Here is a 24,658-nt window from a genome sequence, read left to right on the forward strand (position 1 = left end):
TCTTCGCTCTTTTAACAGCTTGTGAAGATGAATTAGACATAAACACAAACCCAAACACACCAACTGATGTTGAAAAGAGTTTAGTATTAACTGCTGCTCAAGGTTCTTTGGTAACAGGTTTGGGAGGGCAATTAACAAATTTAGGTGGGTTCTTGGCGCAATATCATACACAGTCGCCAAGTGCAAGTCAATATACAAACATTGACACCTATAATATGAATACAGATTTTTCTGATAGATTATGGAATGAATTATATGCAGGTTGTTTAAACGATCTAAACTATGTAATTAATAAATCTACTGAAGACGGAGATACAGGAACGTATTTAATTGCTACATTATTAAGAGTTTATACTTTCCAAGTGTTGACAGATTTGTACGGTGATATTCCTTATTCTGAAGCTTTATTGGGTTCTGAAAATATAACACCAAATTTAGATGCAGGTAGTGATGTTTACACAGGTTTAATAGCTGAAATAGAAGCTGCTGTTACTCAATATAACAATAATCCATCTGCATCAACAGTAGGGTCTCAGGATGCTATTTATAATGCAGATATGAGTGATTGGATGAAGTTTGCTAATACTTTAAAATTGAAGTTATATTTAAGAATGGCATATACTAGTCAAGCTAATTCAGCTGGAGTTATGGCGCTTATTAACGATAATAATTTTATTACTTCTGATGCTAGATTTGCAATTTATGAAGATGCGCAAAATAAGGCAAATCCATTTTATGATGTGCAGTTAGATAGATTAGGAGATGTAAATAATGTAGGTAGTTCATCATTAATTGAATTTTATACTGCAAATGGAGATTCTAGACTGGAAGCTGTTTATCGTAGAAATGATGAAAATTTATTTAGAGGATTAATTCAAGGAGATAGAGGAAGTTTTGCTTCTGAAGTTGCAGCTAATTTTACGAGACCAAATGTTGTTTCAACAACACCAGTTTATCTACTAACTGTTTCTGAAAGTAACTTTTTACAAGCTGAAGCTTTAATTAGATATGCAGGAGGCGCAGGTGCAAACGCTGCATATAATCAAGGGGTAATAAATTCATTTGCAACTTATGGTTTAGATACAAATGATGCTCAAGATTTGATTAGTTCTGGAGGGAATTACGAATATGTAGCATCAGCAGGTGTTGAAACGTCTTTAAGACAAGTAATGATTCAAAAATGGGCTTCATTAGCTTATATCAATAATATTGAAGCATTTTTTGAAGTAAATAGAACTCAATATCCAGAAACTACAACACTTGGAAATGAAGATTATTCTATAGGAAATTTAGTAGTATCTGTAAGCTCTGTATTAACTGGTAATCAAACTCCAAATACAATTTTTTACCCAGACACAGAAGTAACAAAAAATCCAAATATAACACAAAAAGGATCAATTACTGAGAAAGTTTGGTGGGATCAAAAGTAGTAGTATAGTTGAATCTTAAAAATATAAAATAATGAAAATTAAAAATAAAATAATAAAATTATTTTCGGTATTTGCAATCTTAGCAATAGTTTCTTGTACCGAGGAGGATCCTATAGAATCTACAATAACAAATTTTCCAACATTTGATTATCAACCTTTTGTAATACTTGAAATTGGAGAATCTTTTACACCTTCAGCAATAGCTATGGAAGGTGAAAATGAAATAGAAGTAACAATTAGTGGATCAGTTGATACAAGTGATATAGGAGTGTTTAACATAAGTTATTCAGCAACCAATTCAGATGGTTATGATGGTAGTGTATCTCAAACTGTTATTGTTCATAATCCTTCAATAGTTGGAACTGATGTTTCGGGTGATATTTATGATACAAATACACCAACAAGAACAGGGAATATTTCTTTAGTAGCTGGAACGACAAGCATTTTTTACGCTACTGATATGGGTGGGGGTGGAATATTGCCACTTTATTTTCAAATGGACGGAGATGTAATGTACGTTATAGATCAACCTTATAACTATAGTACAGTTAATGATGCAGATGGTATTTATGATCCAATAACAAATACTTTTGATATTACATTCTCAACGGGTTGGAATTATGTTTTTGCATATAACTAAGATTAATAAATAAAAATATAAAAATTAATACAATGAAACATACTATAAAAATTTTAATACTTAGTTTATTGTTAGTTGCAGCATGTTCTCCAAATGAAGGATATGAAGATTATACAGTAGCTGAATCATCTGTAAACACTATGGCCGCTGATTGGTGGGTTATAGCACTTGAGCCAGACGGTGAAACACCTGCTTATGGAGGTGACTATGTAACTCTAAGCACTTACAATACAGCTGCCGATGATGGTGTAATGTGGATTGATGACCATTTTAATTGGATGGAAATTAAGACTAAAGTTATAACAAATACATCTGGCCTAACATTTACAGGTGACGATGGAATTGAAGTGCTTTATGGAGGAACTGTAATACTTACTAATGGAACTATTACAAAAGAGACTTATATTACAACAAGTAATACATTAGTTGATGAAATTTATTTTGAAGCCGAATTTGATTGGGCTCCAGGGGTAAACTATGTTTTTAAAGGTCATAAAAAAACAGGCTTTTTAGAAGATGAAAATCCGCATTATTAATGTAATATGCATTTATAAATTAATTGAAAGAGACTGTCTGAAAGGGCAGTCTTTTTTATGTTTTTAAAGGAAGTTCTAATTTCAGAGCATATTCTTTTTGAAAGTAAAGTTTGCTAATGTTTTCATAGAGGATTTATACACTTTTAAATCATAAATAAAACCATTCAAATCAAATGCCGATTATTAAATGAAACTAGCTGTAATTTAGCTGTATAATTACAAGCTTTGTTTTCAGTTGTATAGTTACTTTGAATTAATTTATTAGATTGAAAAAACAAAAACGTAATTGTTTGAATTATATAAGCCGAGGAGTCATTAACCTTGGCTTTTTTCATTTAAAATAGTTTCCATTTGCTGTTGTAGTTTTAATGCTTCACATTGTGCGTCTTTTGCGAAATTTTCATCATTTCCGGCATAAATAATTCCTCTTGAAGAGTTAATTAGCAAACCACAATCCTTAGTAATTCCATGCTTGCAAACATCTTGTAAATTTCCACCTTGTGCGCCAACACCAGGAACTAATAAAAAGTGATTAGGAGCAATTTTTCTAATTTTTGAAAAATATTCAGCTTTTGTAGCTCCAACAACAAACATTAAATTGTCAGAATTTCTCCACGTTAAAGCTGTTTTTATAACTTCTTTATATAATTCGTTATCTTCAGTTTTTAGACCTTGAAAATCAAGTCCACCTTTGTTGGAAGTCAAAGCCAATAATATGGTAGTTTTATTTTCGAAAGCTAAAAAAGGTTCAACAGAATCACTTCCCATATATGGAGCAACTGTAACCGAATCAAAATTTAAATCTTCAAAAAAAGCTTTTGCATACATTGTTGATGTATTTCCAATATCTCCACGTTTTGCATCAGCAATGGTAAAAATTTCGGAATAATTAGCGTTAATGTAATTAATGGTTTTTTCTAAAGCTTGCCAACCTTTAATTCCGTAAGCTTCGTAAAAAGCAGTATTAGGTTTATAGGCAACAGCTAAATGATGTGTTGCGTCTATTATTTGTTTATTGAATTCAAAAATTGGATCTTCTTCAGCTAGTAAATGTGCTGGAATTTTACTTAAATCTACATCTAAACCAATACATAAAAACGATTTTTTTTGTTGAATTTGAGCAATAAGTTCTTGTCTGTTCATTGGTTTAAATTAAGAATTATGCAAAAGTAATAATTTTAAAATGGTAAGTTATAGTTGTTCATCAAATAAAACAATCAATAAAACTAAAATTGATTTTGGTAACAAATCGAAAACGATTGCGCAAAGAACTATTTAGAAGGTTATTATTTAAATGATAAATTGTAAATTTGTGAGATTAATTTGAACAATAAAAAAGTAAAAAATATACTATCATGAGAAAACAAATAGTTGCAGGTAACTGGAAAATGAATAAAAATATTCAAGAGTCAATACAATTAGCAAATGAAGTTGTTGCCAATGTGCAAGGTTTAACACTTAATAACACTAGAGTTATTGTAACGCCTACATTTGTTAACTTAACTGAAGTTGTTAGAGCTACAGATGGTTCAGCAGTTGAGGTTGCTGCTCAAAATATGCATCAAGCTAAAAGTGGAGCTTTTACAGGAGAAATTTCTGCTGAAATGTTAACTTCACTGGGATTAAAAACTGTGATTTTAGGACATTCAGAAAGACGTGAATATTTTGGTGAAACTGATGCTATTTTAGCTGAAAAAGTAAATGCAGCTTTGGCAAACAACTTAGAAGTAATATTTTGTTTTGGTGAAGTATTAGAAGATAGAAAATCTGACAATCATTTTAATGTAGTTGAAAGCCAAATAAAAAATGGATTATTTCATTTAGAAGCTTCAGCTTGGGAAAATATAGTTTTAGCATACGAGCCAGTTTGGGCAATTGGAACAGGTGAAACAGCTTCGCCAGAACAAGCACAAGAAATGCATGCTTTTATCAGAAAAATTGTTGCTGATAAATACACTACTGAAGTTGCTGAAAATGTATCAATTTTATATGGAGGAAGTGTAAAACCTTCTAACTCAAAAGAGATATTTTCTAAAGAAGATGTTGATGGAGGTTTAATAGGTGGTGCAGCTTTAAATGCTGAAGATTTTATTGCGTTGGTAAAATCATTCTAAGCCAATATTAAAAAATAGTTTAAAATATAAATACGGTTTTCTTTTGTTGTAAAAGGAAACCGTATTTTTGCATTTTATAATAAAACAGATATGATAAATTATATTAGGTACACTTTTAAAGTACTACCAAAAGAACCAGCTACTGAGATTTTAATTGCACAGTTAGGTTTTGTAGGTTTTGAAAGTTTTGTTGAAAATGAAGATGGTGTTTCGGCTTATATTCAGGAAAATGACTGGAATGCAGAAATTTTAAATAATATTCAAATTTTAAATTCTGATGAGTTTGAAATTAGTTATAAAGAAGAGGTAATTGAACAAACCAATTGGAATAGTGAATGGGAAAAGAATTTTAACCAAATTCAAGTAGATGGTTTGGTAAGTATTAGAGCACCTTTTCACGAAAATCCAAACTTAAAATATGATATTGTAATTGAACCAAAAATGAGTTTTGGCACAGGGCATCATGAAACTACACATATGATGGTGCAGCAATTATTACAGTTAGATTTAACCAATAAGAAAACATTAGATATGGGTTGCGGAACAGGAATTTTAGCCATTTTTGCTGAAATGAAAGGAGCTCAACCAATTGATGCTATTGATATTGATACTTGGTGTTATGAAAATTCTTTAGAAAATGTAGAAAGAAATAATTGTAAACAAATTTCGGTTTTCGAAGGTGATGCTTCACTTTTAGCTGATAAAAAGTATGATGTAATTATTGCAAACATCAATAGGAATATTTTATTGAATGATATGGATACTTATATGAATTGTTTAAATGCAGAAGGTGTTATTTTATTTAGTGGTTTTTATAAAGAAGATATTCCAATTATTGATGCTGCAGTTTCTAAATTTGGTTTAACTTTAAATAAAGTTATTGAACGTAATAACTGGGTGTCTTTGAAGTATTTAAAATAATTTTTTATTTTAGCAGTATGAGTACAAAGAGAAAAATAGAAGAAGAAGTTGATGTATTAGAGCAAGAAACCAATCAGAATGAGATTGTTTTGTTTAATGATGATGTGAATACTTTTGATCACGTAATTGATTCGTTAATTGATATTTGTGATCATACTTTGGAACAAGCTGAACAATGTGCTTTATTAGTTCACTATAAAGGAAAATGTACTGTTAAAACAGGTGAATACAACGATTTAAAACCTCGATGTACAAGACTTTTAACGAAAGGGTTATCTGCTGAAATTATTTAAAAAAGTCAATATTAAAAAATACTGACTTTTTCTAAAGAGTCAACTAACCAAAAGAACATTCAATTAAATTTTAAAAAGATAAAAATCGTAACTCTTTGTTTATTAGACGATTTTATACTTAATAGCTTACCGTAAAATCTTGCTTTTACAAGGTTTTTATCTTCTCTTCAATTTAATTGTATTTTTACCTAACTTTATAATAATTCAATTTAAATGGTTTATTTCCTTAGTTTTATTTCAATAGCCATTATTGGCGTTTTTGTTTTCAAAAAGAATAAAAATTTTAAAGAAAAATGGCTTAAACCAACAGAACCTTTTAATGGTGACAAAAGAATTATATTAAAAAAAAATGTTGCATTTTATAATTCTTTAAACGAAGAAGAAAAAATTAGATTTGAGTATAGAGTTCAAGAATTTTTATTGAATTGTAGAATTACAGGAATTGAAACGTCTATTAATGTCACAGATAAATTATTAGTAGCATCAAGTGCTATTATTCCAATTTTTGGCTTTGATACATGGAGATATACCAATATTAAAGAAGTTTTATTATATCCAACAATGTTTAATAATAAGTTTGAAACCGAAGGCTCAAATAGAAGTATTTTAGGAATGGTAGGAACTGGTTATATGGATAATATGATGGTACTTTCAAAACAAGCATTAAGGCATGGTTTTGAAAATGAAATGGATAAAAAAAACACTGCAATTCACGAATTTATTCATCTTATAGATAAAATAGATGGATATATTGATGGAGTTCCTTCTTTGTTGCTAGAAAAGCAATATACAATACCTTGGATAGATTTAATTAATAAAAAGATTGATGAAATATTTGATGAGGAGTCAGATATAAATCCATACGGAGGAACTAATAAAGCTGAGTTTTTTTCTGTCGCTAGCGAATACTTCTTTGAGCGCCCAAAACTATTAGCAAAAAAGCATCCTGAATTATATGAATTGTTAGAAAAAATTTTCAATCAGAAAATGGATTCAAGAAAAATAAAAAAAATAAAACTAACAATTGGAAGAAACGATCCTTGTCCTTGTAAAAGTGGTTTAAAGTTTAAAAAATGTTGTGGAAAAGTTTACAACAATTAAAAAATTTATACTGTTTAATAGTTTCCTTATAATGGGATATTACCGTGTTTTCTTTTAGGTAAATTTACATCTTTACCTTCTAACATTTGAAAAGCTTTAATTAATTTTCTTCGTGTATTTTTCGGGTAAATAACTTCATCTATAAAACCTCTTCTTGCGGCTCTGTATGGATCTGCAAATTTTAAAGCGTATTCAGCTTCTTTTTCTTTCAGTTTTTCTTCAGGATTTTTAGCCGATTTAATTTCGTTTTTAAAAATTATTTCAGCAGCACCTTTTGCACCCATTACAGCAATTTCTGCAGTTGGCCATGCAAAATTCATATCTGCCCCAATGTGTTTTGAATTCATCACATCATAAGCTCCACCATATGCTTTTCGCGTAATTACGGTAATTCTTGGAACTGTAGCTTCACTTAAAGCATATAATAATTTAGCGCCATTTGTGATTATTGCATTCCATTCTTGGTCTGTTCCAGGTAAAAAACCAGGTACATCAACTAAAACCAATAAAGGAATATTAAAACAATCGCAAAAACGTGTAAAACGAGCAGCTTTTACTGAGCTGTTTACATCTAAACAACCTGCTAAATTCATAGGTTGGTTTGCAACTATTCCAATGCTTCTACCAGCTAACCGAGCAAATCCAACAATAATGTTTTCAGCGAAATATTTATGAATTTCAAAAAAAGATGCTTTATCAATAATCCCATTTATAACCTTGTGCATATCATAAGGTTTGTTTGTGTTTTCAGGGATAATTGTTTCAAGTTGTAATCTTAATTCATCATTAATTTTATACGGTAACTTTTTAGTTGTTTCTTTATTATTTTGAGGAATGTAACTTAACAGCGTTTTAACGTCTTCTAAACATTGAATATCGTTAGCTGAAGTAATATGCGTAACACCAGATTTTGTTGAATGTGTACTTGCACCTCCTAATTCTTCAGCAGTTACAGATTCGTTAGTAACTGTTTTTACCACATTGGGACCCGTTACAAACATATAACTAGTGTCTTCAACCATAAAAGTAAAATCTGTCATTGCAGGAGAATAAACGGCACCACCGGCGCACGGTCCCATAATTGCTGAAAGCTGTGGAATAACACCCGATGCTTGTACATTTCTATAAAAAATATCAGCATAACCACCAAGAGATCTAACACCTTCCTGAATTCGTGCCCCACCAGAGTCATTTAAGCCAATACAAGGAGCACCAACTTTAACTGCCTGATCCATTATTTTACAAATTTTTTCAGCGTGAGTTTCGGATAATGCTCCTCCAAACACTGTAAAATCTTGTGCAAAAACATACACCAATCTTTCGTTAATTGTACCATAACCGGTTACAACACCATCTCCAAAATAGATTTCATTTTCCATTCCAAAATCTGTGGTTCTATGTGTAACTAAAACACCCATTTCTTCAAAAGAACCTTCGTCTAATAAATAGTCAATACGTTCTCGTGCAGTAAGTTTTTTCTTTGCATGTTGTTTCTTAATTCGTTCATTTCCACCACCTAAATTTGCTAATGCAACTCGTTTGTTTAATTTTTCAATTTTTGAATCCATAAGAATTGTGTAATTAGTTAGTAAGAGGAACTCTTAATTTTTTTTGATCTTCTAAATAAATTTTTAATGCTACTAGGGCTGCTATTTTAGCTTCTTCTTCTAAACCAGCCTGAAGCTTTTCAGGAGTGTAATAATTTTTTACAAAATGAGTATCGAAATTACCTGAAATAAAAGCTTCGTGTTGACAAACAAACTTACCAAAAGACAATGTGGTTTTAGCTCCTTCAACCTTATAATTGTCAATAGCTTTTATCATTAATTGAATAGCTTCATTACGTGTTTTTCCGTAGGTGATTAATTTTGAAAGCATTGGGTCATAATAAATAGGAATATCCATTCCTTCTTCAAATCCGTCATCAACTCTAATACCTTCACCAACCGGGATTTTATAGGTGCTTAAATTTCCAACGCTAGGTAAAAAATCATTCATTGGATCTTCAGCATAAACACGTAATTCTAGCGCATGTCCATTTATCTTTAAATCTTCTTGTTTTATTGAAATTGCTTCGCCTCTTGCAATTTTTATTTGAAGTTCTACTAAGTCTACACCAGAAATTAATTCAGTTACTGGATGTTCAACTTGTAAACGAGTATTCATTTCTAGAAAATAGAAATTAAGGTTGCTATCAACTAAAAATTCAACGGTACCAGCTCCCAAATAATCACAAGATTTTGCAACTTTAATGGCTGCTTGTCCCATTTCTTCTCTTAATTCTGGAGTTAAAATTGATGACGGAGCTTCTTCAACTACTTTTTGATGTCGACGTTGAATACTGCATTCTCTTTCAAAAAAATGCAATACATTTTCGTGGCTATCTGCTAACACTTGAATTTCAATGTGACGAGGTGAAGTAATGTATTTTTCAACAAAAACAGATCCATCACCAAAGGCTGAAGTCGCTTCGCTAATTGCTCTAGCCATTTGTTCTTCAGTATCCTTTTCATGTTCAACTATCCGCATTCCTTTTCCGCCGCCACCTGCAGAAGCTTTAATTAATATTGGAAACCCAATTTCTCGTGCAATTTCTGAAGCTTCTTTTGGGGCAGTAACTGCTCTGTCAACTCCAGGAACCATTGGGATATTGTAATCTTTAACGGCATCTTTTGCCGCTAATTTGTTGCCCATCATACGAATAGATTTAGATTTTGGGCCAATAAATATAATATTATTTTTTTCGCATAATTCAGAAAAATTGGCATTTTCACTTAAAAAACCATAACCAGGATGAATGCCATCTACGTTTAGTTTTTTAGCTTCTTTAATAATTTTATCACCTAAAAGGTACGATTTGTTTGAAGGGGCTTCACCAATACAAACCGATTCATCAGCAAATCTAACATGTGGCGCATTTCTGTCTGCTTCAGAATAAACAGCAACTGTTTTAATACCCATTTTTTTTGCAGTTTTCATAACCCTAATGGCTATTTCACCTCTATTTGCTATTAATATTTTTTTCATTTTAATGAAGTTTAAAATTTTAAGAATACAGAAATTAGGTAGAGAAGGGCTTTATTCTAATTCAATCATTAGAACTCCTTTTTCAACAGTTTCACCGATTTTGAGATGGATTGATTTAACAATACCTTCTTTTGGAGAGCTAATTGAATTTTCCATTTTCATAGCTTCTAATATTAGTAATTGATCACCTTCGTTTACTTTTTGCCCAACTTTTACATTTATACTTAAAATAAGGCCGGGCATAGGAGCTTTAATATCATTTTCTTTTTTGGATGAGCCAACTGAAAAACCTAACTGTTTAATAAGTACATCTAATTCATTCGAAATTTTAATAGTGTACCTATTTGAGTTTACATTAACTACATATTCTTTATTTAAGAAATTAGATTCTTCAAGTGTTATGTTAAAAGATTTGTTGTTGTTTATAACATGAAGTTTTGACTTGGATAAGTTTAATACATCTAACTTTTTAATGTCTGAAGCTTTAAAATCGTAGCTTGAAGAATCATTTACTTTTACTTTAAAATTTTTATCCATAGTATTAATATTAAAGATGCTAATTATAATGTAATTGATTATATAAAGATATTCAATTATTTATGAATAAGTGATGCTTTAAGGTCTTTTCTTAACGATACTACTATTTAAGTTTAAATATGTAGTTGATATTTGAGGATATTTAAAAATGTAACGTTATTAGTATTTTATTTTATTGAAGTTATTTAATGTGCAAAATTAACATGTATAGAAAGTTTACTTGTAAACTTATCAATTTAGTATATAAATATGAAAAATGAGTTGTATAAAATTACCTTATTCTAAGTTATTTTTGTTGAGTAAAATTTAAAAAAAAATATTATGAGTTTAAAGAAGCAATTTTTAAAAAGCAAACCAGTTTGTAAAGTTACATTTTTAATGGATAAGGAAACTGTAAATGGAGCTAGCAAAGTTGAATTGTTAGGTGAATTTAATAATTGGAATACCGCTGAACCAGTTAGTATGAAAAAATTAAAAAATGGATCATTTAAAGCGATCATTGATTTGCCAACTGAAAATGAATACCAATTCAAATATTTATTAGACGGTGAAAAATGGGTAAATGATGAAAGTGCTGATAAGTATGTTAATAATGGTATTGATGCTGAAGAAAACTCAGTACTAGCATTATAATTTTGAAATGTTAAGTTGCAACTTAATTTAAAAGTTGTTGAAACTATTTATATAATAAAAAAGAGGAATCTAAAGTAGCACGTCTGCTTTTAATTCCTTTTTTTTATTTAGAATCTAGATAACTATTCTTGTGAAATTAAATTTTTTAAATTACTAATAGTATCAGTTGGGTTACTACTTTTAAAAACAAAACTACCTGCAACAAAAGCGTTAACACCAGCCTCAGAAAGTTGTTCTATATTTTGATTAGTTACACCACCATCAACTTCTATAAGCGCATTTGAACCTGTATATTCAATTAAATTTTTTAGTTGTTCAACTTTTTTATAGGTATTTTCAATAAAACTTTGCCCACCAAAACCAGGGTTGACACTCATTATTAATACCAAATCTAAATCAGTAATAATATCTTCTAAAACTGCAATAGGTGTGTGTGGATTTAATGATACACCAGCTTTCATTCCTTCTGCTTTTATAGCTTGAATTGTACGGTGTAAATGTGAACATGCTTCATAATGTACCGTTAGAATATCAGCACCTACTTTTTTAAAGTCGCTAATATACCTGTCAGGATCAACAATCATTAAATGAACATCCATTGTTTTAGTAGCGTGTTTTTTAATAGCATTTATAACAGGCATTCCAAATGATATATTTGGTACAAATATACCATCCATAACGTCAATATGAAACCAATCAGCTTTGCTATCGTTTATCATTTCAATATCACGTTGTAAGTTGCCAAAATCGGCAGCTAAAATTGAAGGAGCAATAAATTTATTCATTTTATAAGTTGTTGTTTTTACAAAAGTATTACTTAAAAAAGAAAAACGCTCGATATTTCGAGCGTTTTTCTTTTGATTATTATCCTAAGTATGTTTTTAAGATTTTACTTCTTGAAGTATGTTTTAATCTTCTAATTGCTTTTTCTTTAATTTGACGAACACGTTCGCGTGTTAAATCAAACGTTTCTCCAATTTCTTCTAAAGTCATTGGGTGTGCATCACCTAAACCAAAGTATAATTGAACCACATCAGCTTCTCTAGGCGTTAATGTTTCAAGAGCGCGTTCTATCTCAACTTTTAATGATTCGTGTAATAATGCTCTATCTGGATTTGGAGAGTCACCGGTGTTTAATACATCGTATAAATTTGAATCTTCACCTTCAATTAAAGGAGCATCCATAGATACGTGACGACCAGAATTTTTCATTGATTCTTTCACGTCATTAATAGTCATATCTAATTTTTTTGCAATTTCTTCAGCAGAAGGAGGTCTCTCGTTTTCCTGTTCTAAAAATGCATACATTTTATTTATTTTATTGATAGAACCAATTTTATTTAGCGGTAAACGTACAATACGAGATTGTTCAGCTAACGCTTGTAATATTGATTGACGAATCCACCAAACAGCATAAGAAATAAATTTAAATCCACGAGTTTCATCAAAACGTTTTGCGGCTTTTATTAATCCTAAATTACCTTCATTAATTAAATCGGGTAAGGTTAAACCTTGATTTTGGTATTGTTTAGCTACTGATACAACAAAACGTAAGTTTGCTTTTGTTAATCTTTCTAAAGCTGCTTGATCTCCGGCTCTAATTCGTTGTGCTAATTCTACCTCCATTTCAGCAGTAATTAAATCAACTTTACCAATTTCTTGTAAATATTTATCTAATGATGCTGTTTCTCTGTTAGTAACCTGTTTAGTAATTTTAAGTTGTCTCATTTAAGTAGCTAAGATATTTTTGTTAGTATATGGTGTACATTATATTATACGTAGTAATTTGAATAATGTTACAAAAACAATGATAAATTATTAATTTACTTTTTGTTTTTTGAAATTTTGCATAAAAAAAGCTTCTCAATTTGAGAAGCTTTAAATTATTTTAACAGAAATTTACTTTCTATCTTGTCTAGGTTTTCTGTCTCTATCACCACCACGACTATCTCTATTATTTTCACGAGGAGGTCTTTCTTTAAAACCTTCAGGTTTTGGTAAAATAGCTTTACGTGATACTTTTTCTTTTCTAGTTCTTGGGTCTCTTCCAAAATATTTAACATCAAAAACATCACCCATATTAACGATGTCTGTTACGTTGTCTGTACGTTCCCAAGCTAATTCAGAAATGTGTAATAAAACTTCATTACCAGGAGCGTCTGTATATTCTACAACAGCACCAAAGTCTAGCATTTTTATCACTTTTACTTCATAAACACTTCCAACTGCTGGTTTAAATAATAATGAATCAATTTTAGCTAATACAGCATCAATACCTTCTTTTCCAACACCTAATATTTCTACAATACCTTCTTCAGTTACTGGATCTTCATTAATTACAATAGTAGTTCCAGTTTCTTTTTGCATCTCTTGAATTACTTTTCCACCTGGTCCAATTAAAGCACCAATAAATTCGTTAGGCACTCTACGCGTAACCATTGTAGGCGCATGCTCTTTAACACTTTCAGCAGGAGCATCAATTGTTTCAGTAATTTTACCTAAGATATGTAAACGACCTGCACGAGCTTGTTTTAGAGCATCCACTAAAATGTCATAAGGCAATCCTTTAATTTTAATATCCATTTGGCAAGCAGTAATTCCCTCAGAAGTACCAGTAACTTTAAAATCCATATCTCCTAAATGATCTTCATCACCTAAAATATCAGACAAAACAGCATAACGATCACCATCTGAAATTAATCCCATTGCAATACCAGAAACTGGTCTTGTCAATTTAACTCCAGCATCCATTAAAGCCATTGTACCAGCACAAACAGTTGCCATTGAAGATGAACCGTTACTTTCCAACACTTCACTTACAACACGTACGGTATAAGGACAATCATTAGGAATCATTCCTTTTAATGCACGTTGCGCTAAATTACCATGTCCAACTTCACGACGAGACGTTCCTCTTAAAGGGCGTGCTTCTCCTGTACAAAAAGGAGGGAAGTTGTAATGTAAATAAAAGTTTTCTTCACCTTCAAAAGATGGCATATCAATTTTATTAGCGTCTCTAGATGTTCCTAAAGTAACCGTTGCCAAAGCTTGAGTTTCACCACGTGTAAAAATAGAAGAACCATGTGTTGATGGTAAGTAATCTGTTTCACACCAAATTGGTCTAATTTCATCAGTTTTTCTACCATCTAATCGTAAACCTTCACTTAATGTTAATTCACGAACAGCTTCTTTTTCTGCTTTCCTGTAATAACCTCCAACAAGATGACCAAATTCTTCTGTTTCTTCTTCAGTAAATGAAGCTTTAACTTCTTCTTTTACTTCAGCAAATGCAGCACTACGTTCCGCTTTAGAAGTTCCCTTCTTAGCAATAGCGTAACATTTGTCATACGCTAAATCGTGTACTCTTTTTTCTAAATCTTCGTTTACTTCAGCAGCTTTGTATTCTCTAATTTCTTTTTTACCAAAAGCTTCTGCTAAACGTAATTGAGCAGCAATTTGCACTTTAATAGCTTCGTGAGCAAATTTGATAGCATCAGCCATCTCATCCTCAGAAACTTCATCCATTTCACCTTCAACCATCATTACTGAATCTGCTGAAGCACCAATCATCATCTCAAGATCAGAGTCTGCTAATTGAGCACGTGTTGGGTTAATAACAAATTCACCATTAACACGACCAACTCTAACTTCAGAGATAGCGCATTCAAATGGGAAATCTGATAATTGAATAGCAGCAGATGCAGCTAAACCAGCCATAGCTTCAGGCATAACATCATCATCATGAGACATTAACTGAATCATAACTTGAGTTTCTGCTTGATAATCTTTTGGAAATAACGGACGTAAAACACGGTCTACTAAACGCATTGTTAATACTTCACCATCACTTGGTCTTGCTTCTCTCTTGAAAAAACCACCTGGGTAACGACCTGCAGCAGCAAATTTTTCTCTGTAATCTACTGTTAATGGTAGAAAACCAAGGTCTTTTTGTTCGTAATTGGAAACAACTGTACATAATAACATACAATTTCCTGATTGAATTACAACAGAACCATGTGCTTGTTTTGCTAATTTTCCTGTTTCTAGAGAGATTGTTCTTCCATCTCCTAAATCAATAATTTCTTTAAATACCTTTGGTATCATAAATAATGTTTTAATTTTAATTAAACAATTGGTTTTAGTTGTTGTGTTGTGTTTACCAATGAAAAGTTTAATATATGCTTTCTTTAATGTGTGTTTAGTTTAAAAAAAAAGAGGCAAAATTTGCCTCTTTTTTTTTGAAATTATTTTCTTAAACCTAATTCTTTAATTATCTCACGATATCTTACAATATCTGTTTTAATTAAATAATCAAGTAAATTTCTTCTTTTACCTACCAGTCTAACTAATGAACGTTCCGTATTATAATCTTTACGATTATTTTTTAAGTGTTCAGTTAAATGGTTAATTCTGAAAGTAAATAGTGCAATTTGTCCTTCTGAAGAACCAGTGTTTGTTGCAGTTTCACCGTGTTTAGCGAAAATTTCTGCTTTTTTTTCTTTTGTTAAGTACATGCTAACATTAATTTTTATTAATAATTTTTATGTATGATTACTGTATATACAGTAAACAGGCCGCAAATATACTATTATTATTTTGATTTACAATCAACTACATGCACATCTCAATTATTTTTCAAATTCAATTAAACCTTTTAAAATAATTCATGTCTTAGAAGCATTAAAAGTTAATTATTTGTTAAACCCTTAAAAATTTAATCTTATGAAAATTTCAAATTTAAAATTATTGGCAGTCCTTTTTGTTAGCGCTACCTTATTAATTAGTTGTAATAATAATGATGATGAAGCCGTAAATGTATCAGAACAAATTTCAATCGATGAAGCAATTGCTGTAGCTGAAGCTGATGATGTGTCTGATGAAGTAGATAACCTTTTAGATGATTTCTTTGTTGCTACTGAAGGTTTATCTAAAAGTACTGAAACTGAAAGTAAAGTTTATGATTTTTTACCTTGCTTAACAAAAACTATTGTTTTAACCGAAACAACCAAAACAGTAACTTTAGATTTTGGTGAAGGCTGTGAATTACCAAGTGGAAATGTGTTGAGTGGGAAAATTATTATGAGCCATGCGATTGATACCGATGTGCATTCTTTAACAATTACGCATACCTATGAAAACTTTTATTTTAATGAAATAAATATTGAAGGCGGAAATAGTATTGTTAGAGTAAGAGAAAATGAAAACGGAAATCCAAAATCAACAATTACATTTAATACAACACTAACTTGGCCTGATGGTGTTTTTGCGTCAAGAGAAGGAGCTAAAGCTAGAGAATGGATTGAAGGTTATGATACAAGAACATTTGGAGATAATGTGTTTTTAATTACTGGAAATTGGTCAGCAACATTTAAAGATGGTACTGTAGTGTCTGCAAATGCATTAGAACCTTTAAGAAGAGAAATGGCTTGTAGATTTATTGTAAGCGGAGTTTTAGAATTAGAAAAAGGAGATAGAGTAGGCACATTAGATTTTGGTGATGGTAGTTGCGATAATATTGCAATTTTAACAAACCAAGATGGTGAAGAGTTTGAAGTTACATTAAGAGGGAGAATGTTCTAAATATTTATAAAATAAATTGATAAAAAAAGCGAGCTTAGCTCGCTTTTTTTATTTTCTAATTGGTAAATTTTGAATTAAATCAATATATAAATTTACTTGATTTTTTAAATTTTTACGTTCAATAATTTTATCTAAAAATCCATGTTCTAGTACAAATTCAGAGCGTTGAAATCCAGGAGGTAATTCTTTACCTGTAGTGTCTTTTACAACTCTTGGCCCAGCAAATGCAACTAAAGCATTAGGCTCAGCAATATTAATATCACCTAACATAGCATAAGAAGCAGTTGTTCCACCAGTTGTTGGATCTGTACATAAAGAAATATAAGGAATATTTACCTCGGCAAGTTGTGCTAATTTAGCCGATGTTTTTACTAATTGCATTAAAGATATTGCAGCTTCCATCATTCTGGCTCCACCAGATTTTGAAATCATTAAAAAAGGAATTTTATTTTTTATTGAATAATCAATAGCGCGTGCAATTTTTTCTCCAACTACACTTCCCATTGAACCACCAATAAAGCTAAAATCCATTGCGGCAATAACTAAATCCTTTCCAAATGATTTACCAACAGCTGTTCTAACAGCATCTTTTAAGTTGGTTTTTTCATAAGCTTGCTTAAGTCTATCAGTATATTTTTTGCTATCAGAAAATTTTAATGGATCTTTAGATACCATATTTTCATCAAATTCTTCAAACTTATTTTCGTCAAAAAGAATTTCAAAATATTCAGCACTACCTATTCTAACATGATAACCATCTTCAGGGCTTACATAGTAGTTTTGTTTTAGTTCTTCAGTATCTATAACTTTACCACTAGGAGTTTTATACCATAAACCTTTTGGTACATCTTTTTTCTCTTCAGTGGGTGTTTGTATACCTTTATCTTTTCTTTTAAACCAAGATGACATACTTATTTTATTTTAGTTGAAAATAGAGGTGCAAATTACTAAAAAAAATAAAGAGAACACCTAAAAAAATGTTCTCTTTATTAATTTAACTTTTTATTGTGTTGATTATAATGTGTTTACATTATTTAAATCTTTAAACGCTTGAATTAAACGAGATTTAAATGTTAATTCACCTTCACGTACCCATTTTCTTGGATCGTAGTGTTTTTTGTTTGGTTGATCTGCTCCTTCAGGATTTCCTATTTGTGTTCTTAAATAGTCAATTTTATCATTCATGTAGTCTCTAATTCCTTCGTTATAAGCAAATTGAAGATCTGTGTCAATGTTCATTTTAATTACACCGTAACCAATAGCTTCTCTTATTTCTTCAAGTGAAGAACCTGATCCACCGTGAAATACAAAATCTACTGGATTTGCTTCAGTATTGTGTTTTTCTTCAATAAATTTTTGAGAATTATCTAATATTTTTGGTGTTAACTTTACATTTCCTGGTTTGTAAACTCCATGAACATTTCCAAATGAAGCAGCAATAGTAAAGCAATCACTTACTTTTTTAAGTTCTTCATAAGAATAAGCAACTTCTTCTGGCTGAGTGTATAATTTTGACACGTCAACATCTGAATTATCTACACCATCTTCTTCACCTCCAGTAATACCTAATTCAATTTCTAAAGTCATATCAATTTTGCTCATACGCTCTAAATAGCTTTTGCAAATATCTATGTTTTCTTCAAGTGATTCTTCAGATAAATCAATCATATGTGAACTAAATAGAGGCACACCATTTTCTTTATAAAATTGCTCACCTGCATCTAATAAACCATCAATCCAAGGTAATAATTTTTTTGCACAATGGTCTGTATGTAAAATTACAGGAATACCATATGCTTCTGCTAAAGAATGTACGTGTTTTGCGCCAGCAATAGCTCCTGCAATAGCAGCTTTTTCATTTTCGTTAGATAACCCTTTTCCTGCATTAAATTGAGCACCACCATTTGAAAACTGAATTATTACTGGTGCGTTTAGTTCTTTTGCAGTTTCTAAAACCGCATTAATTGTACTTGAACCTATAACATTTACTGCTGGTAAAGCGAATTTTTTTGCTTTTGCTAGTTTAAAAACTTCTTGTACCTCTTTCCCTGTTACAACTCCTGGTTTAATAGTATGACTCATAATATTTTATGTGTAATTAGTATTGATATGTTTTAATGCAAAATTAATCAATTATACTTTTTAATTGTCTTATTTGAAAAGAAAATAAGCGAAATCGTAATAGTAATGCATTCTTTTTTTAAAAAGGGTAGCTAATACCAAAATTATAAACAGGTTTTTTAAAGTTATAATTAGAAAACCATTTGTTACCTTCTGGAAGGTAAGGTTCGTAAGTTTTAAACCCTAAATCTAAACGTATTAGTATAAAACTTAGATCGTATCTAACTCCAAACCCTGAACCAATAGCAATGTCTTTTAGAGAATCTATACCATTAAACCTGGCCTTTGAAGTTGTTACTGATGAATTAGTAATATCCCAAATATTACCGGCATCAATAAATAATGCGCCTTTAACACTGTTAATTATTTTAAACCTGTATTCTAAGCTACTTATAAATTTTAAATTTCCAACGTTGAATTCTAATCCGCTTTGAGTAGATCCCGGACCTAAATCATAAATTTTCCAAGCTCTTAAATCGTTTGGACCACCAATAAAGTAACTTCTACTAAAAGGAATAGTGCTTGAGTTTCCGTAAGGAATAGCAACTCCTAAAAAGCTTCTAAAAGCCAACACATTATCTAAAGATAAATTCCAGAATTTTTTGTATTCTAAATCTGTTCTAATGTATTGTGCAATAGGTGTTTTAAATAATGTTTTTGCATTATTTTCATCTCTATTTGTAGCTAATAAAGCAGTTAGATTTCCTGAAGAAACAATACGAGCTCTAAAAAATGAAAAGTCAAGATCTTTATAGTTTTCACTATTATTATAAGTGTAACTATATGAAATTGAAGGAATTAAAACATCTTCTGTAATAATATTATATCTGGTTTTTATGTTTTGTGCTATTTTAAATTCTTCAGGGTTTGTAGTTTCAAAATTGGCATCAATATTTGTATTTATAAAATCTAAAACATTTGTTGTGTTTAAGGTTTCATTAAAAAATGTGCTTGCAATATTTTCAATTTCTAAAAATTCAGATTTGTAAATATCAAAGTATGAATTCACGTTTAAATTTTGAATAAATTGTGTATTTAACAATTGAAAACTATGCTTTTTAGTTGTTGAAGATTCCCAAGTGTAATCAATAATTCCTGTAAATTTTTGTTTGTCTAAGCCAATATTTTTCTGCAAACTTGTACCTATTGTAAAAGTTGTTTTTGGCGATTTTCTTTTTGAAATAATTTTTTCAGAGTTGAAAGGAGTTAAAAACCGAGGAAGCTCTAATGAGACATCGGCTCCAATTTCCCAAGCGTTTAATAAGCTTTCATTATCAGCTGCATCTTTAGAGTCTAAAAATGATCCTTGAACTGAGAATTTAAAAATTTCAGCACCTTTAAATATATTTTTATTTATAAATGATAATTTTCCAGAAACTCCTAACTGACGAATATTTGAATGTGTTAATTCTGTATTAAAACCTATGGAATATTTTTTTAGTGGAGTTAAAAAAATAGAGGCCTCAAGCATGTCATCTTCTAACTCATTATATTTTATATCAACCGATCTAAAGTTTTTTAAGCTTCTTAAATGTTTACGAGTTAGTTCTCTGTTTTCATCTTTATAAATTGTATTTGGTTCAATAAAAATAGAATTTAATAACAATTTAGGATTGTATTTTAATTCATTTTGAGCTAAAAAAGAATAGCCATTGTAGCTTAAACTATCTTTAATAACATTGTCTTTAGTATTATAAGAATAATCTGTAAAAATACTGATGGTTTTTATTTTTTGAACTTTAAAAGGAACATTTGCAATACTATCATTAATTACAAGGTTTACATTCGATTTATAATTTGCAGAATCAGCTTCAAACGTAATTGCATTTTTGTTAAACCTAAAAATACCTGAATTTCTAAATAAACTAGCAAGCCTATTTTGCTCATTTATAAACAATGAAAGTTTAAACTGACTGCCTTTTTGGATAAATGATTCGGTTTTTTGAGCGTTGTAAATAGAGTCTAAAATTACAGATTCAATAGTAGTAGTAATTGTATCTAAAACATATGGTTTATCAGTGTTTACAAAATAACTATTTTCAACTTTTTTGTTTTTTAACAATTGTTCTTCTGAAGTTACTTTTACTTTAAAAAAACCTTCATTAATATAATGTTGTGTTAAATTATTAATAGTTAAGTTTGTTTTTTTAGAATCTAAAAGTACTGGAGCTTCACCATTATTTAAAAACCATTGATGCGTTTTATATTTAAAATTTCTAATTTTTTTTACTTTTTTCTCTGAAAAAAAACTTTTAGGATGATCTAACCTCCATTTTTCAAAATTAGTTTCAAAATTTTTATTTCCAATATTGTAAAAATGAAGCGGAAAAGGAATCCCTAACACTAATTGATTTGGACGTTGAACAATATAATCGTTTATTTCATCATCAATATTTTTTTTATCATTAACAAAAATTGTGTTTTTAGTTAATAGATGCTTATTTTCAGGAACATACTTCACCGCATTACACGAAGAAAAGTTATAACTTACACTAATAAGTATTAATAATATTATAAAATTGGTTTTCAATAAATAACAGTTTAAATTTGTTTCAAAAGTAAACCTTTTCAAGGTATTAGCAAATTACAATTTTTTATAAATAAACACATGGGTTTAAGTAAAAATCAATTAAAATTAATAACGAGTTTACAACAAAAAAAGTACCGTACTATGCATAAATTATTTATTGCTGAAGGAACTAAAGTTGTAAATGAATTTTTAAACTCAACTTTTGAGTTAGAACACTTGTTTTGTGTGAATGATTTAGAGTTTAATACTATTGAAACAAAAACTCAAATTTCTGAAACTGAATTAAAAAAAATAAGTACGCTTAAAACGCCAAATAATGTGTTGGCACTTTTTAAAATTCCTGAAGTTGAATTGCCAAAAAAAGAAGGGTTTATAGTTGCTCTAGATGAAATAAATGATCCAGGAAATTTAGGAACAATTGTAAGATTATGCGATTGGTTTGGAGTAGATCAGCTTGTTTGCTCAAAAAACACGGTAGATTGTTATAATTCTAAAGTTGTGCAAGCAACAATGGGTTCTTTAACAAGAGTTTCTATTGTTTATGCAGATTTAGAAACCTATCTTAATGCGGTAGATTTACCTAAATATGCGTCGTTAATGGATGGCGAAAATGTGTATAAAACGGAGTTGCCTAAAAATGCAGTATTGGTTATGGGAAATGAGGCAAACGGAATTAGCACTGAAATTTTAAAAGTACTCACAAATAGTATTTCAATACCAAGATTTGGAGAAATTCAACAAACTGAAAGTTTAAATGTTGCTACAGCTACTGCAATTTTATTAAGCGAATTTAAACGCTAAACATATATTTTTAATGAAAAGCAAATTTTATAAAAACACCTCTAGTACCTAAAAAATCTACTGGGCCTGTCCATTGGCTATTTGGATCAATATCTCTTACCAATTCATCATTTATAGCAAAAACACCTCTAATTGATGGGGAAAAAATGAAAAAGGGTAAATATAAATCAACGCCAATTCCAATTTCATACATAAAATTGTTTTTTGTCATTCTAAATTCACCATCTAAATTATCATTCGGGTTGTCTTGATTGCTTGAAAAATTATAATCGTAAGAAACACCACCAATTACATAAGGTCTCATATTATTCAACCTATCAGTACTAAATTTTAATAATAACGGAATTCTTAAATACGTGCCATTTACTTCTCTGGCTCTAACAAAATCATTGCCTTCAATATTAGTAAATTCAAGAGTTTTAGTATTGCTTGAAAGTCCTGGTTCTAATCGTAAATTTATATTTTTATGCAGCCTTAAATCACCAATTAAACCAACTTCAAAACCACTAGAGCTTTTTACATTTATAAAAACATCAGTTGTGTTGTATGATATTTTAAAATCTCTATTGTTTATGCCTAAGTAATAGCCCCAAAATACTTTTTGTTTATCCCAGTTTTGTTTGTATTGTACAACATCTCTTTTTTGAGCTGTGGCAGTATTTATTAAGAAAGAAATTAATATAGCTGTTACAAAAACTTTTTTCATTTATTATTTTTTTGCAATATAAATTGAAGCAACTCCAAATGTTTGCGGTTTATTTTCAATAGCTATAAACCCAATTTTTTGTAAAATATTGTTGAAGGCTTCTCCATAGGGAAATGCAGCAGCAGAATCTGACAAATATTTATAAGCTGATTTGTCTTTAGAAAACAATTTACCAATTAAAGGTAATATTTTAGTTGAATAAAAATTATAACCTTGTTTGTATGGCGCTTTTGTTGGAACAGATGTTTCTAAAACAACAAAAGTACCTCCAGTTTTTAACACACGATATATTTCTGATAAACCTTTTTCTAAATCTTCAAAATTACGAACGCCAAATGCAACTGTAATTGCATCAAATGAATTGTCTTCAAAAGGAATTTTTTCTGAATCTCCCAATACCATTTCAATAGTATTGGTAAGGTTTAGTTTCTCAATTTTTTCTCTTCCAACTTGAAGCATTCCATCTGAAATGTCTAAACCAATTATTTTCTCAGCCTTTGTTTCAACTAAATTAATTGCTAAATCACCGGTTCCTGTAGCAATATCTAAAATTGATGTTGGATTTGTATTTCCAATAATTTCAACTACTTTTTTTCTCCATTTTACATCAATCCCAAAAGAAATTACGCGGTTTAAACCGTCATATTCTTTTGATATTGTATCAAACATTTTGGTAACTTGTTCTTTTTTACCAAGGTTAGAATCTTTATAGGGTTTTACTTTTTCAGTCATTATAGTTTAATTGTTTATTGCTACAACTTGCCCTATTTTACCAGGTATTAATTGTTTTAACATGTTTTCAATACCGTTTTTTAAAGTAATGGTTGATGATGGGCAACCGCTACAAGCACCTTGTAAAATCACATGAACTGTTTGTGTAGTTGGTTCGTATGATTGAAAAGCAATATTCCCGCCATCTGCTGCAACTGCTGGTTTAACATATTCATCTAAAATGCTAACAATTTGTTTTGAAACATCGTCAAGATTTGTGGCTGTTTCTTTAGTTACGGCTTCGGTTTTTTCTTGTTTAAAAGTTGAAGAAACAATTTCTTTTTCTTCAGCAATAAACTGTTTTATAAAACTTCTAACTTCAATCATTATTTCTTCCCATTCTACACTATCATTTTTTGTGATTGAAACATAATTTTCTGAAATAAAAATTTCTTTTACAAACGGGAAATTATATAACTCAGTAGCTAATGGTGCATTTTGTGCATCTTCAATAGTTTTAAATTCAAAATCGGTAGTTACTAATTTTTTATTTGCAACAAATTTTAATACTGAAGGATTTGGTGTTTTTTCAGTATAAACTTCAACAGGTGTTTTTTGTTGAGGTTCGTTTTCTTCTAAAACTAAAACTCCGGGATTGTTTAAATAAATTTCAATTTGTTCTTTAACTTCTTCCTCAACATCGCTCCATTCAACAATATTAAATCGTTCAACCGCCACAAAATTTGCCGAAATAAAAACACGTTTTATAAACGGTAAATGAAATAATTGCTGTGCTAATGGTGAGTTTTTAGCATCATCAATATTATTAAATTGGTAGCTACCATTAATTAATACTGTATTTGCAGTAAATTTTATAATAGCATCAGTTGATGTTTTTTCTATTTTTAGTGAAATTGCTTCCATTTTTTTTAATTTATTTGTGCAAAAGTACTAAAACATAGTGAATGTAGTTGCCA

The 24,658-nt window shown here is 29.9% G+C and carries 24 protein-coding genes; 10 read left to right on the forward strand and 14 right to left on the reverse strand.

Translation table 11 applies throughout. From position 1 onward, the window contains the following. From GQ540_RS01590 to GQ540_RS01600, 3 genes are all read left to right on the forward strand, one after another. Nucleotides 1–1,430 (forward strand): SusD/RagB family nutrient-binding outer membrane lipoprotein (locus GQ540_RS01590; protein ID WP_291796337.1); only part of this gene is annotated, 1,430 nt, incomplete at its 5' end. A 31-nt stretch (nt 1,431–1,461) separates the two neighbouring features. Continuing rightward, entirely contained in the window at nt 1,462–2,070 is a 609-nt protein-coding gene (locus GQ540_RS01595; protein ID WP_291796340.1) for an immunoglobulin-like domain-containing protein, read from the forward strand. 32 nt (nt 2,071–2,102) lie between these two features. Beyond that, entirely contained in the window at nt 2,103–2,606 is a 504-nt protein-coding gene (locus GQ540_RS01600) for a lipid-binding protein (RefSeq protein WP_291796343.1), read from the forward strand. 315 nt (nt 2,607–2,921) lie between these two features. On the opposite strand, the gene pyrF is transcribed toward GQ540_RS01600, so the two are convergent. Beyond that, a complete protein-coding gene (gene pyrF / locus GQ540_RS01605) occupies nt 2,922–3,749 on the reverse strand; it encodes an orotidine-5'-phosphate decarboxylase (RefSeq protein WP_291796346.1) in 828 nt (275 codons plus the stop codon). Between the two features lie 212 nt (nt 3,750–3,961). Between pyrF and tpiA the strand changes: the two genes are divergently transcribed. The 4 genes from tpiA to GQ540_RS01625 all read left to right on the forward strand — a co-directional run bounded on the left by tpiA (nt 3,962) and on the right by GQ540_RS01625 (nt 7,035). Continuing rightward, entirely contained in the window at nt 3,962–4,720 is a 759-nt protein-coding gene (gene tpiA / locus GQ540_RS01610; RefSeq protein WP_291796348.1) for a triose-phosphate isomerase, read from the forward strand. A 90-nt stretch (nt 4,721–4,810) separates the two neighbouring features. Next, on the forward strand, nt 4,811–5,641 hold the full coding sequence (prmA, locus tag GQ540_RS01615) for a 50S ribosomal protein L11 methyltransferase (RefSeq protein WP_291796351.1): 831 nt from the start codon (nt 4,811–4,813) through the stop codon (nt 5,639–5,641). Between the two features lie 17 nt (nt 5,642–5,658). Next, a complete protein-coding gene (locus tag GQ540_RS01620) occupies nt 5,659–5,934 on the forward strand; it encodes an ATP-dependent Clp protease adaptor ClpS (protein WP_291796354.1) in 276 nt (91 codons plus the stop codon). Nucleotides 5,935–6,147: 213 nt separating this feature from the next. Further along, on the forward strand, nt 6,148–7,035 hold the full coding sequence (locus GQ540_RS01625) for a zinc-dependent peptidase (protein ID WP_291796356.1): 888 nt from the start codon (nt 6,148–6,150) through the stop codon (nt 7,033–7,035). Between the two features lie 26 nt (nt 7,036–7,061). Here the strand turns inward: GQ540_RS01625 and GQ540_RS01630 are convergent, their stop codons facing one another. Genes GQ540_RS01630 through GQ540_RS01640 form a run of 3 tightly spaced genes read right to left on the reverse strand, consistent with a single transcriptional unit; the run spans nt 7,062 to nt 10,599 of the window. Next, a complete protein-coding gene (locus GQ540_RS01630; RefSeq protein WP_291796359.1) occupies nt 7,062–8,603 on the reverse strand; it encodes an acyl-CoA carboxylase subunit beta in 1,542 nt (513 codons plus the stop codon). A 13-nt stretch (nt 8,604–8,616) separates the two neighbouring features. Further along, nucleotides 8,617–10,062, reverse strand: a complete 1,446-nt coding sequence (locus GQ540_RS01635) for an acetyl/propionyl/methylcrotonyl-CoA carboxylase subunit alpha (RefSeq protein ID WP_291796361.1) — start codon at nt 10,060–10,062, stop codon at nt 8,617–8,619. Between the two features lie 51 nt (nt 10,063–10,113). Then, nucleotides 10,114–10,599 (reverse strand): acetyl-CoA carboxylase biotin carboxyl carrier protein subunit, encoded by a 486-nt coding sequence (locus GQ540_RS01640; protein WP_291796364.1) that lies wholly within the window; start codon nt 10,597–10,599, stop codon nt 10,114–10,116. Nucleotides 10,600–10,920: 321 nt separating this feature from the next. Between GQ540_RS01640 and GQ540_RS01645 the strand changes: the two genes are divergently transcribed. After that, complete coding sequence (locus GQ540_RS01645; RefSeq protein WP_291796367.1) at nt 10,921–11,232, forward strand: isoamylase early set domain-containing protein; 312 nt, start codon at nt 10,921–10,923, stop codon at nt 11,230–11,232. Between the two features lie 122 nt (nt 11,233–11,354). Here GQ540_RS01645 and rpe read toward each other — a convergent pair whose 3' ends face one another. From rpe to rpsO, 4 genes are all read right to left on the reverse strand, one after another. Continuing rightward, nucleotides 11,355–12,017, reverse strand: a complete 663-nt coding sequence (rpe, locus tag GQ540_RS01650; RefSeq protein WP_291796370.1) for a ribulose-phosphate 3-epimerase — start codon at nt 12,015–12,017, stop codon at nt 11,355–11,357. A 79-nt stretch (nt 12,018–12,096) separates the two neighbouring features. Continuing rightward, nucleotides 12,097–12,960, reverse strand: coding sequence for a sigma-70 family RNA polymerase sigma factor (locus tag GQ540_RS01655; RefSeq protein ID WP_291796373.1), 864 nt, complete (start codon nt 12,958–12,960; stop codon nt 12,097–12,099). Nucleotides 12,961–13,131: 171 nt separating this feature from the next. Continuing rightward, on the reverse strand, nt 13,132–15,336 hold the full coding sequence (locus tag GQ540_RS01660; RefSeq protein ID WP_291796376.1) for a polyribonucleotide nucleotidyltransferase: 2,205 nt from the start codon (nt 15,334–15,336) through the stop codon (nt 13,132–13,134). Between the two features lie 140 nt (nt 15,337–15,476). After that, a complete protein-coding gene (gene rpsO, locus GQ540_RS01665; protein ID WP_291796379.1) occupies nt 15,477–15,746 on the reverse strand; it encodes a 30S ribosomal protein S15 in 270 nt (89 codons plus the stop codon). Nucleotides 15,747–15,954: 208 nt separating this feature from the next. Here rpsO and GQ540_RS01670 point away from each other — a divergent pair, with 208 nt between their 5' ends. Continuing rightward, nucleotides 15,955–16,812: a hypothetical protein gene (locus GQ540_RS01670; RefSeq protein WP_291796382.1), complete on the forward strand. Its 858-nt coding sequence runs from the start codon at nt 15,955–15,957 to the stop codon at nt 16,810–16,812. Nucleotides 16,813–16,860: 48 nt separating this feature from the next. Here GQ540_RS01670 and accD read toward each other — a convergent pair whose 3' ends face one another. The 3 genes from accD to GQ540_RS01685 all read right to left on the reverse strand — a co-directional run bounded on the left by accD (nt 16,861) and on the right by GQ540_RS01685 (nt 21,463). After that, nucleotides 16,861–17,721, reverse strand: coding sequence for an acetyl-CoA carboxylase, carboxyltransferase subunit beta (gene accD / locus GQ540_RS01675; RefSeq protein WP_291796385.1), 861 nt, complete (start codon nt 17,719–17,721; stop codon nt 16,861–16,863). A gap of 105 nt (nt 17,722–17,826) precedes the next feature. After that, the gene (gene fbaA, locus GQ540_RS01680; protein WP_291796388.1) at nt 17,827–18,894 is read right to left on the reverse strand and encodes a class II fructose-bisphosphate aldolase; all 1,068 of its coding nucleotides are present in this window, start codon (nt 18,892–18,894) and stop codon (nt 17,827–17,829) included. Nucleotides 18,895–19,012: 118 nt separating this feature from the next. Beyond that, on the reverse strand, nt 19,013–21,463 hold the full coding sequence (locus GQ540_RS01685; protein ID WP_291796391.1) for a BamA/TamA family outer membrane protein: 2,451 nt from the start codon (nt 21,461–21,463) through the stop codon (nt 19,013–19,015). 78 nt (nt 21,464–21,541) lie between these two features. Here GQ540_RS01685 and GQ540_RS01690 point away from each other — a divergent pair, with 78 nt between their 5' ends. Further along, nucleotides 21,542–22,264: an RNA methyltransferase gene (locus tag GQ540_RS01690; protein ID WP_291796394.1), complete on the forward strand. Its 723-nt coding sequence runs from the start codon at nt 21,542–21,544 to the stop codon at nt 22,262–22,264. 10 nt (nt 22,265–22,274) lie between these two features. Here GQ540_RS01690 and GQ540_RS01695 read toward each other — a convergent pair whose 3' ends face one another. The 3 genes from GQ540_RS01695 to GQ540_RS01705 are packed head-to-tail and all read right to left on the reverse strand — an operon-like array spanning nt 22,275 to nt 24,605. Continuing rightward, nucleotides 22,275–22,970: a porin family protein gene (locus tag GQ540_RS01695; protein ID WP_291796397.1), complete on the reverse strand. Its 696-nt coding sequence runs from the start codon at nt 22,968–22,970 to the stop codon at nt 22,275–22,277. Nucleotides 22,971–22,973: 3 nt separating this feature from the next. Continuing rightward, entirely contained in the window at nt 22,974–23,702 is a 729-nt protein-coding gene (ubiE, locus tag GQ540_RS01700; RefSeq protein ID WP_291796400.1) for a bifunctional demethylmenaquinone methyltransferase/2-methoxy-6-polyprenyl-1,4-benzoquinol methylase UbiE, read from the reverse strand. 6 nt (nt 23,703–23,708) lie between these two features. Then, nucleotides 23,709–24,605 (reverse strand): NifU family protein, encoded by an 897-nt coding sequence (locus tag GQ540_RS01705; RefSeq protein ID WP_291796403.1) that lies wholly within the window; start codon nt 24,603–24,605, stop codon nt 23,709–23,711. Nucleotides 24,606–24,658 lie beyond the last annotated feature (53 nt).

Source organism: Lutibacter sp. (assembly GCF_013139515.1).
GTDB lineage: Bacteria > Bacteroidota > Bacteroidia > Flavobacteriales > Flavobacteriaceae > Lutibacter.

What these genes read in the sequence shown, in the direction of transcription:
- GQ540_RS01595 (WP_291796340.1), top strand. Translation starts at nt 1,462, where the DNA reads ATGAAAATTAAAAATAAAATAATAAAATTATTTTCGGTATTTGCAATC.
- GQ540_RS01600 (WP_291796343.1), top strand. Translation starts at nt 2,103, where the DNA reads ATGAAACATACTATAAAAATTTTAATACTTAGTTTATTGTTAGTTGCA.
- pyrF (WP_291796346.1), bottom strand. Translation starts at nt 3,749, where the DNA reads ATGAACAGACAAGAACTTATTGCTCAAATTCAACAAAAAAAATCGTTT.
- tpiA (WP_291796348.1), top strand. Translation starts at nt 3,962, where the DNA reads ATGAGAAAACAAATAGTTGCAGGTAACTGGAAAATGAATAAAAATATT.
- prmA (WP_291796351.1), top strand. Translation starts at nt 4,811, where the DNA reads ATGATAAATTATATTAGGTACACTTTTAAAGTACTACCAAAAGAACCA.
- GQ540_RS01620 (WP_291796354.1), top strand. Translation starts at nt 5,659, where the DNA reads ATGAGTACAAAGAGAAAAATAGAAGAAGAAGTTGATGTATTAGAGCAA.
- GQ540_RS01625 (WP_291796356.1), top strand. Translation starts at nt 6,148, where the DNA reads ATGGTTTATTTCCTTAGTTTTATTTCAATAGCCATTATTGGCGTTTTT.
- GQ540_RS01630 (WP_291796359.1), bottom strand. Translation starts at nt 8,603, where the DNA reads ATGGATTCAAAAATTGAAAAATTAAACAAACGAGTTGCATTAGCAAAT.
- GQ540_RS01635 (WP_291796361.1), bottom strand. Translation starts at nt 10,062, where the DNA reads ATGAAAAAAATATTAATAGCAAATAGAGGTGAAATAGCCATTAGGGTT.
- GQ540_RS01640 (WP_291796364.1), bottom strand. Translation starts at nt 10,599, where the DNA reads ATGGATAAAAATTTTAAAGTAAAAGTAAATGATTCTTCAAGCTACGAT.
- GQ540_RS01645 (WP_291796367.1), top strand. Translation starts at nt 10,921, where the DNA reads ATGAGTTTAAAGAAGCAATTTTTAAAAAGCAAACCAGTTTGTAAAGTT.
- rpe (WP_291796370.1), bottom strand. Translation starts at nt 12,017, where the DNA reads ATGAATAAATTTATTGCTCCTTCAATTTTAGCTGCCGATTTTGGCAAC.
- GQ540_RS01655 (WP_291796373.1), bottom strand. Translation starts at nt 12,960, where the DNA reads ATGAGACAACTTAAAATTACTAAACAGGTTACTAACAGAGAAACAGCA.
- GQ540_RS01660 (WP_291796376.1), bottom strand. Translation starts at nt 15,336, where the DNA reads ATGATACCAAAGGTATTTAAAGAAATTATTGATTTAGGAGATGGAAGA.
- rpsO (WP_291796379.1), bottom strand. Translation starts at nt 15,746, where the DNA reads ATGTACTTAACAAAAGAAAAAAAAGCAGAAATTTTCGCTAAACACGGT.
- GQ540_RS01670 (WP_291796382.1), top strand. Translation starts at nt 15,955, where the DNA reads ATGAAAATTTCAAATTTAAAATTATTGGCAGTCCTTTTTGTTAGCGCT.
- accD (WP_291796385.1), bottom strand. Translation starts at nt 17,721, where the DNA reads ATGTCATCTTGGTTTAAAAGAAAAGATAAAGGTATACAAACACCCACT.
- fbaA (WP_291796388.1), bottom strand. Translation starts at nt 18,894, where the DNA reads ATGAGTCATACTATTAAACCAGGAGTTGTAACAGGGAAAGAGGTACAA.
- GQ540_RS01690 (WP_291796394.1), top strand. Translation starts at nt 21,542, where the DNA reads ATGGGTTTAAGTAAAAATCAATTAAAATTAATAACGAGTTTACAACAA.
- GQ540_RS01695 (WP_291796397.1), bottom strand. Translation starts at nt 22,970, where the DNA reads ATGAAAAAAGTTTTTGTAACAGCTATATTAATTTCTTTCTTAATAAAT.
- ubiE (WP_291796400.1), bottom strand. Translation starts at nt 23,702, where the DNA reads ATGACTGAAAAAGTAAAACCCTATAAAGATTCTAACCTTGGTAAAAAA.
- GQ540_RS01705 (WP_291796403.1), bottom strand. Translation starts at nt 24,605, where the DNA reads ATGGAAGCAATTTCACTAAAAATAGAAAAAACATCAACTGATGCTATT.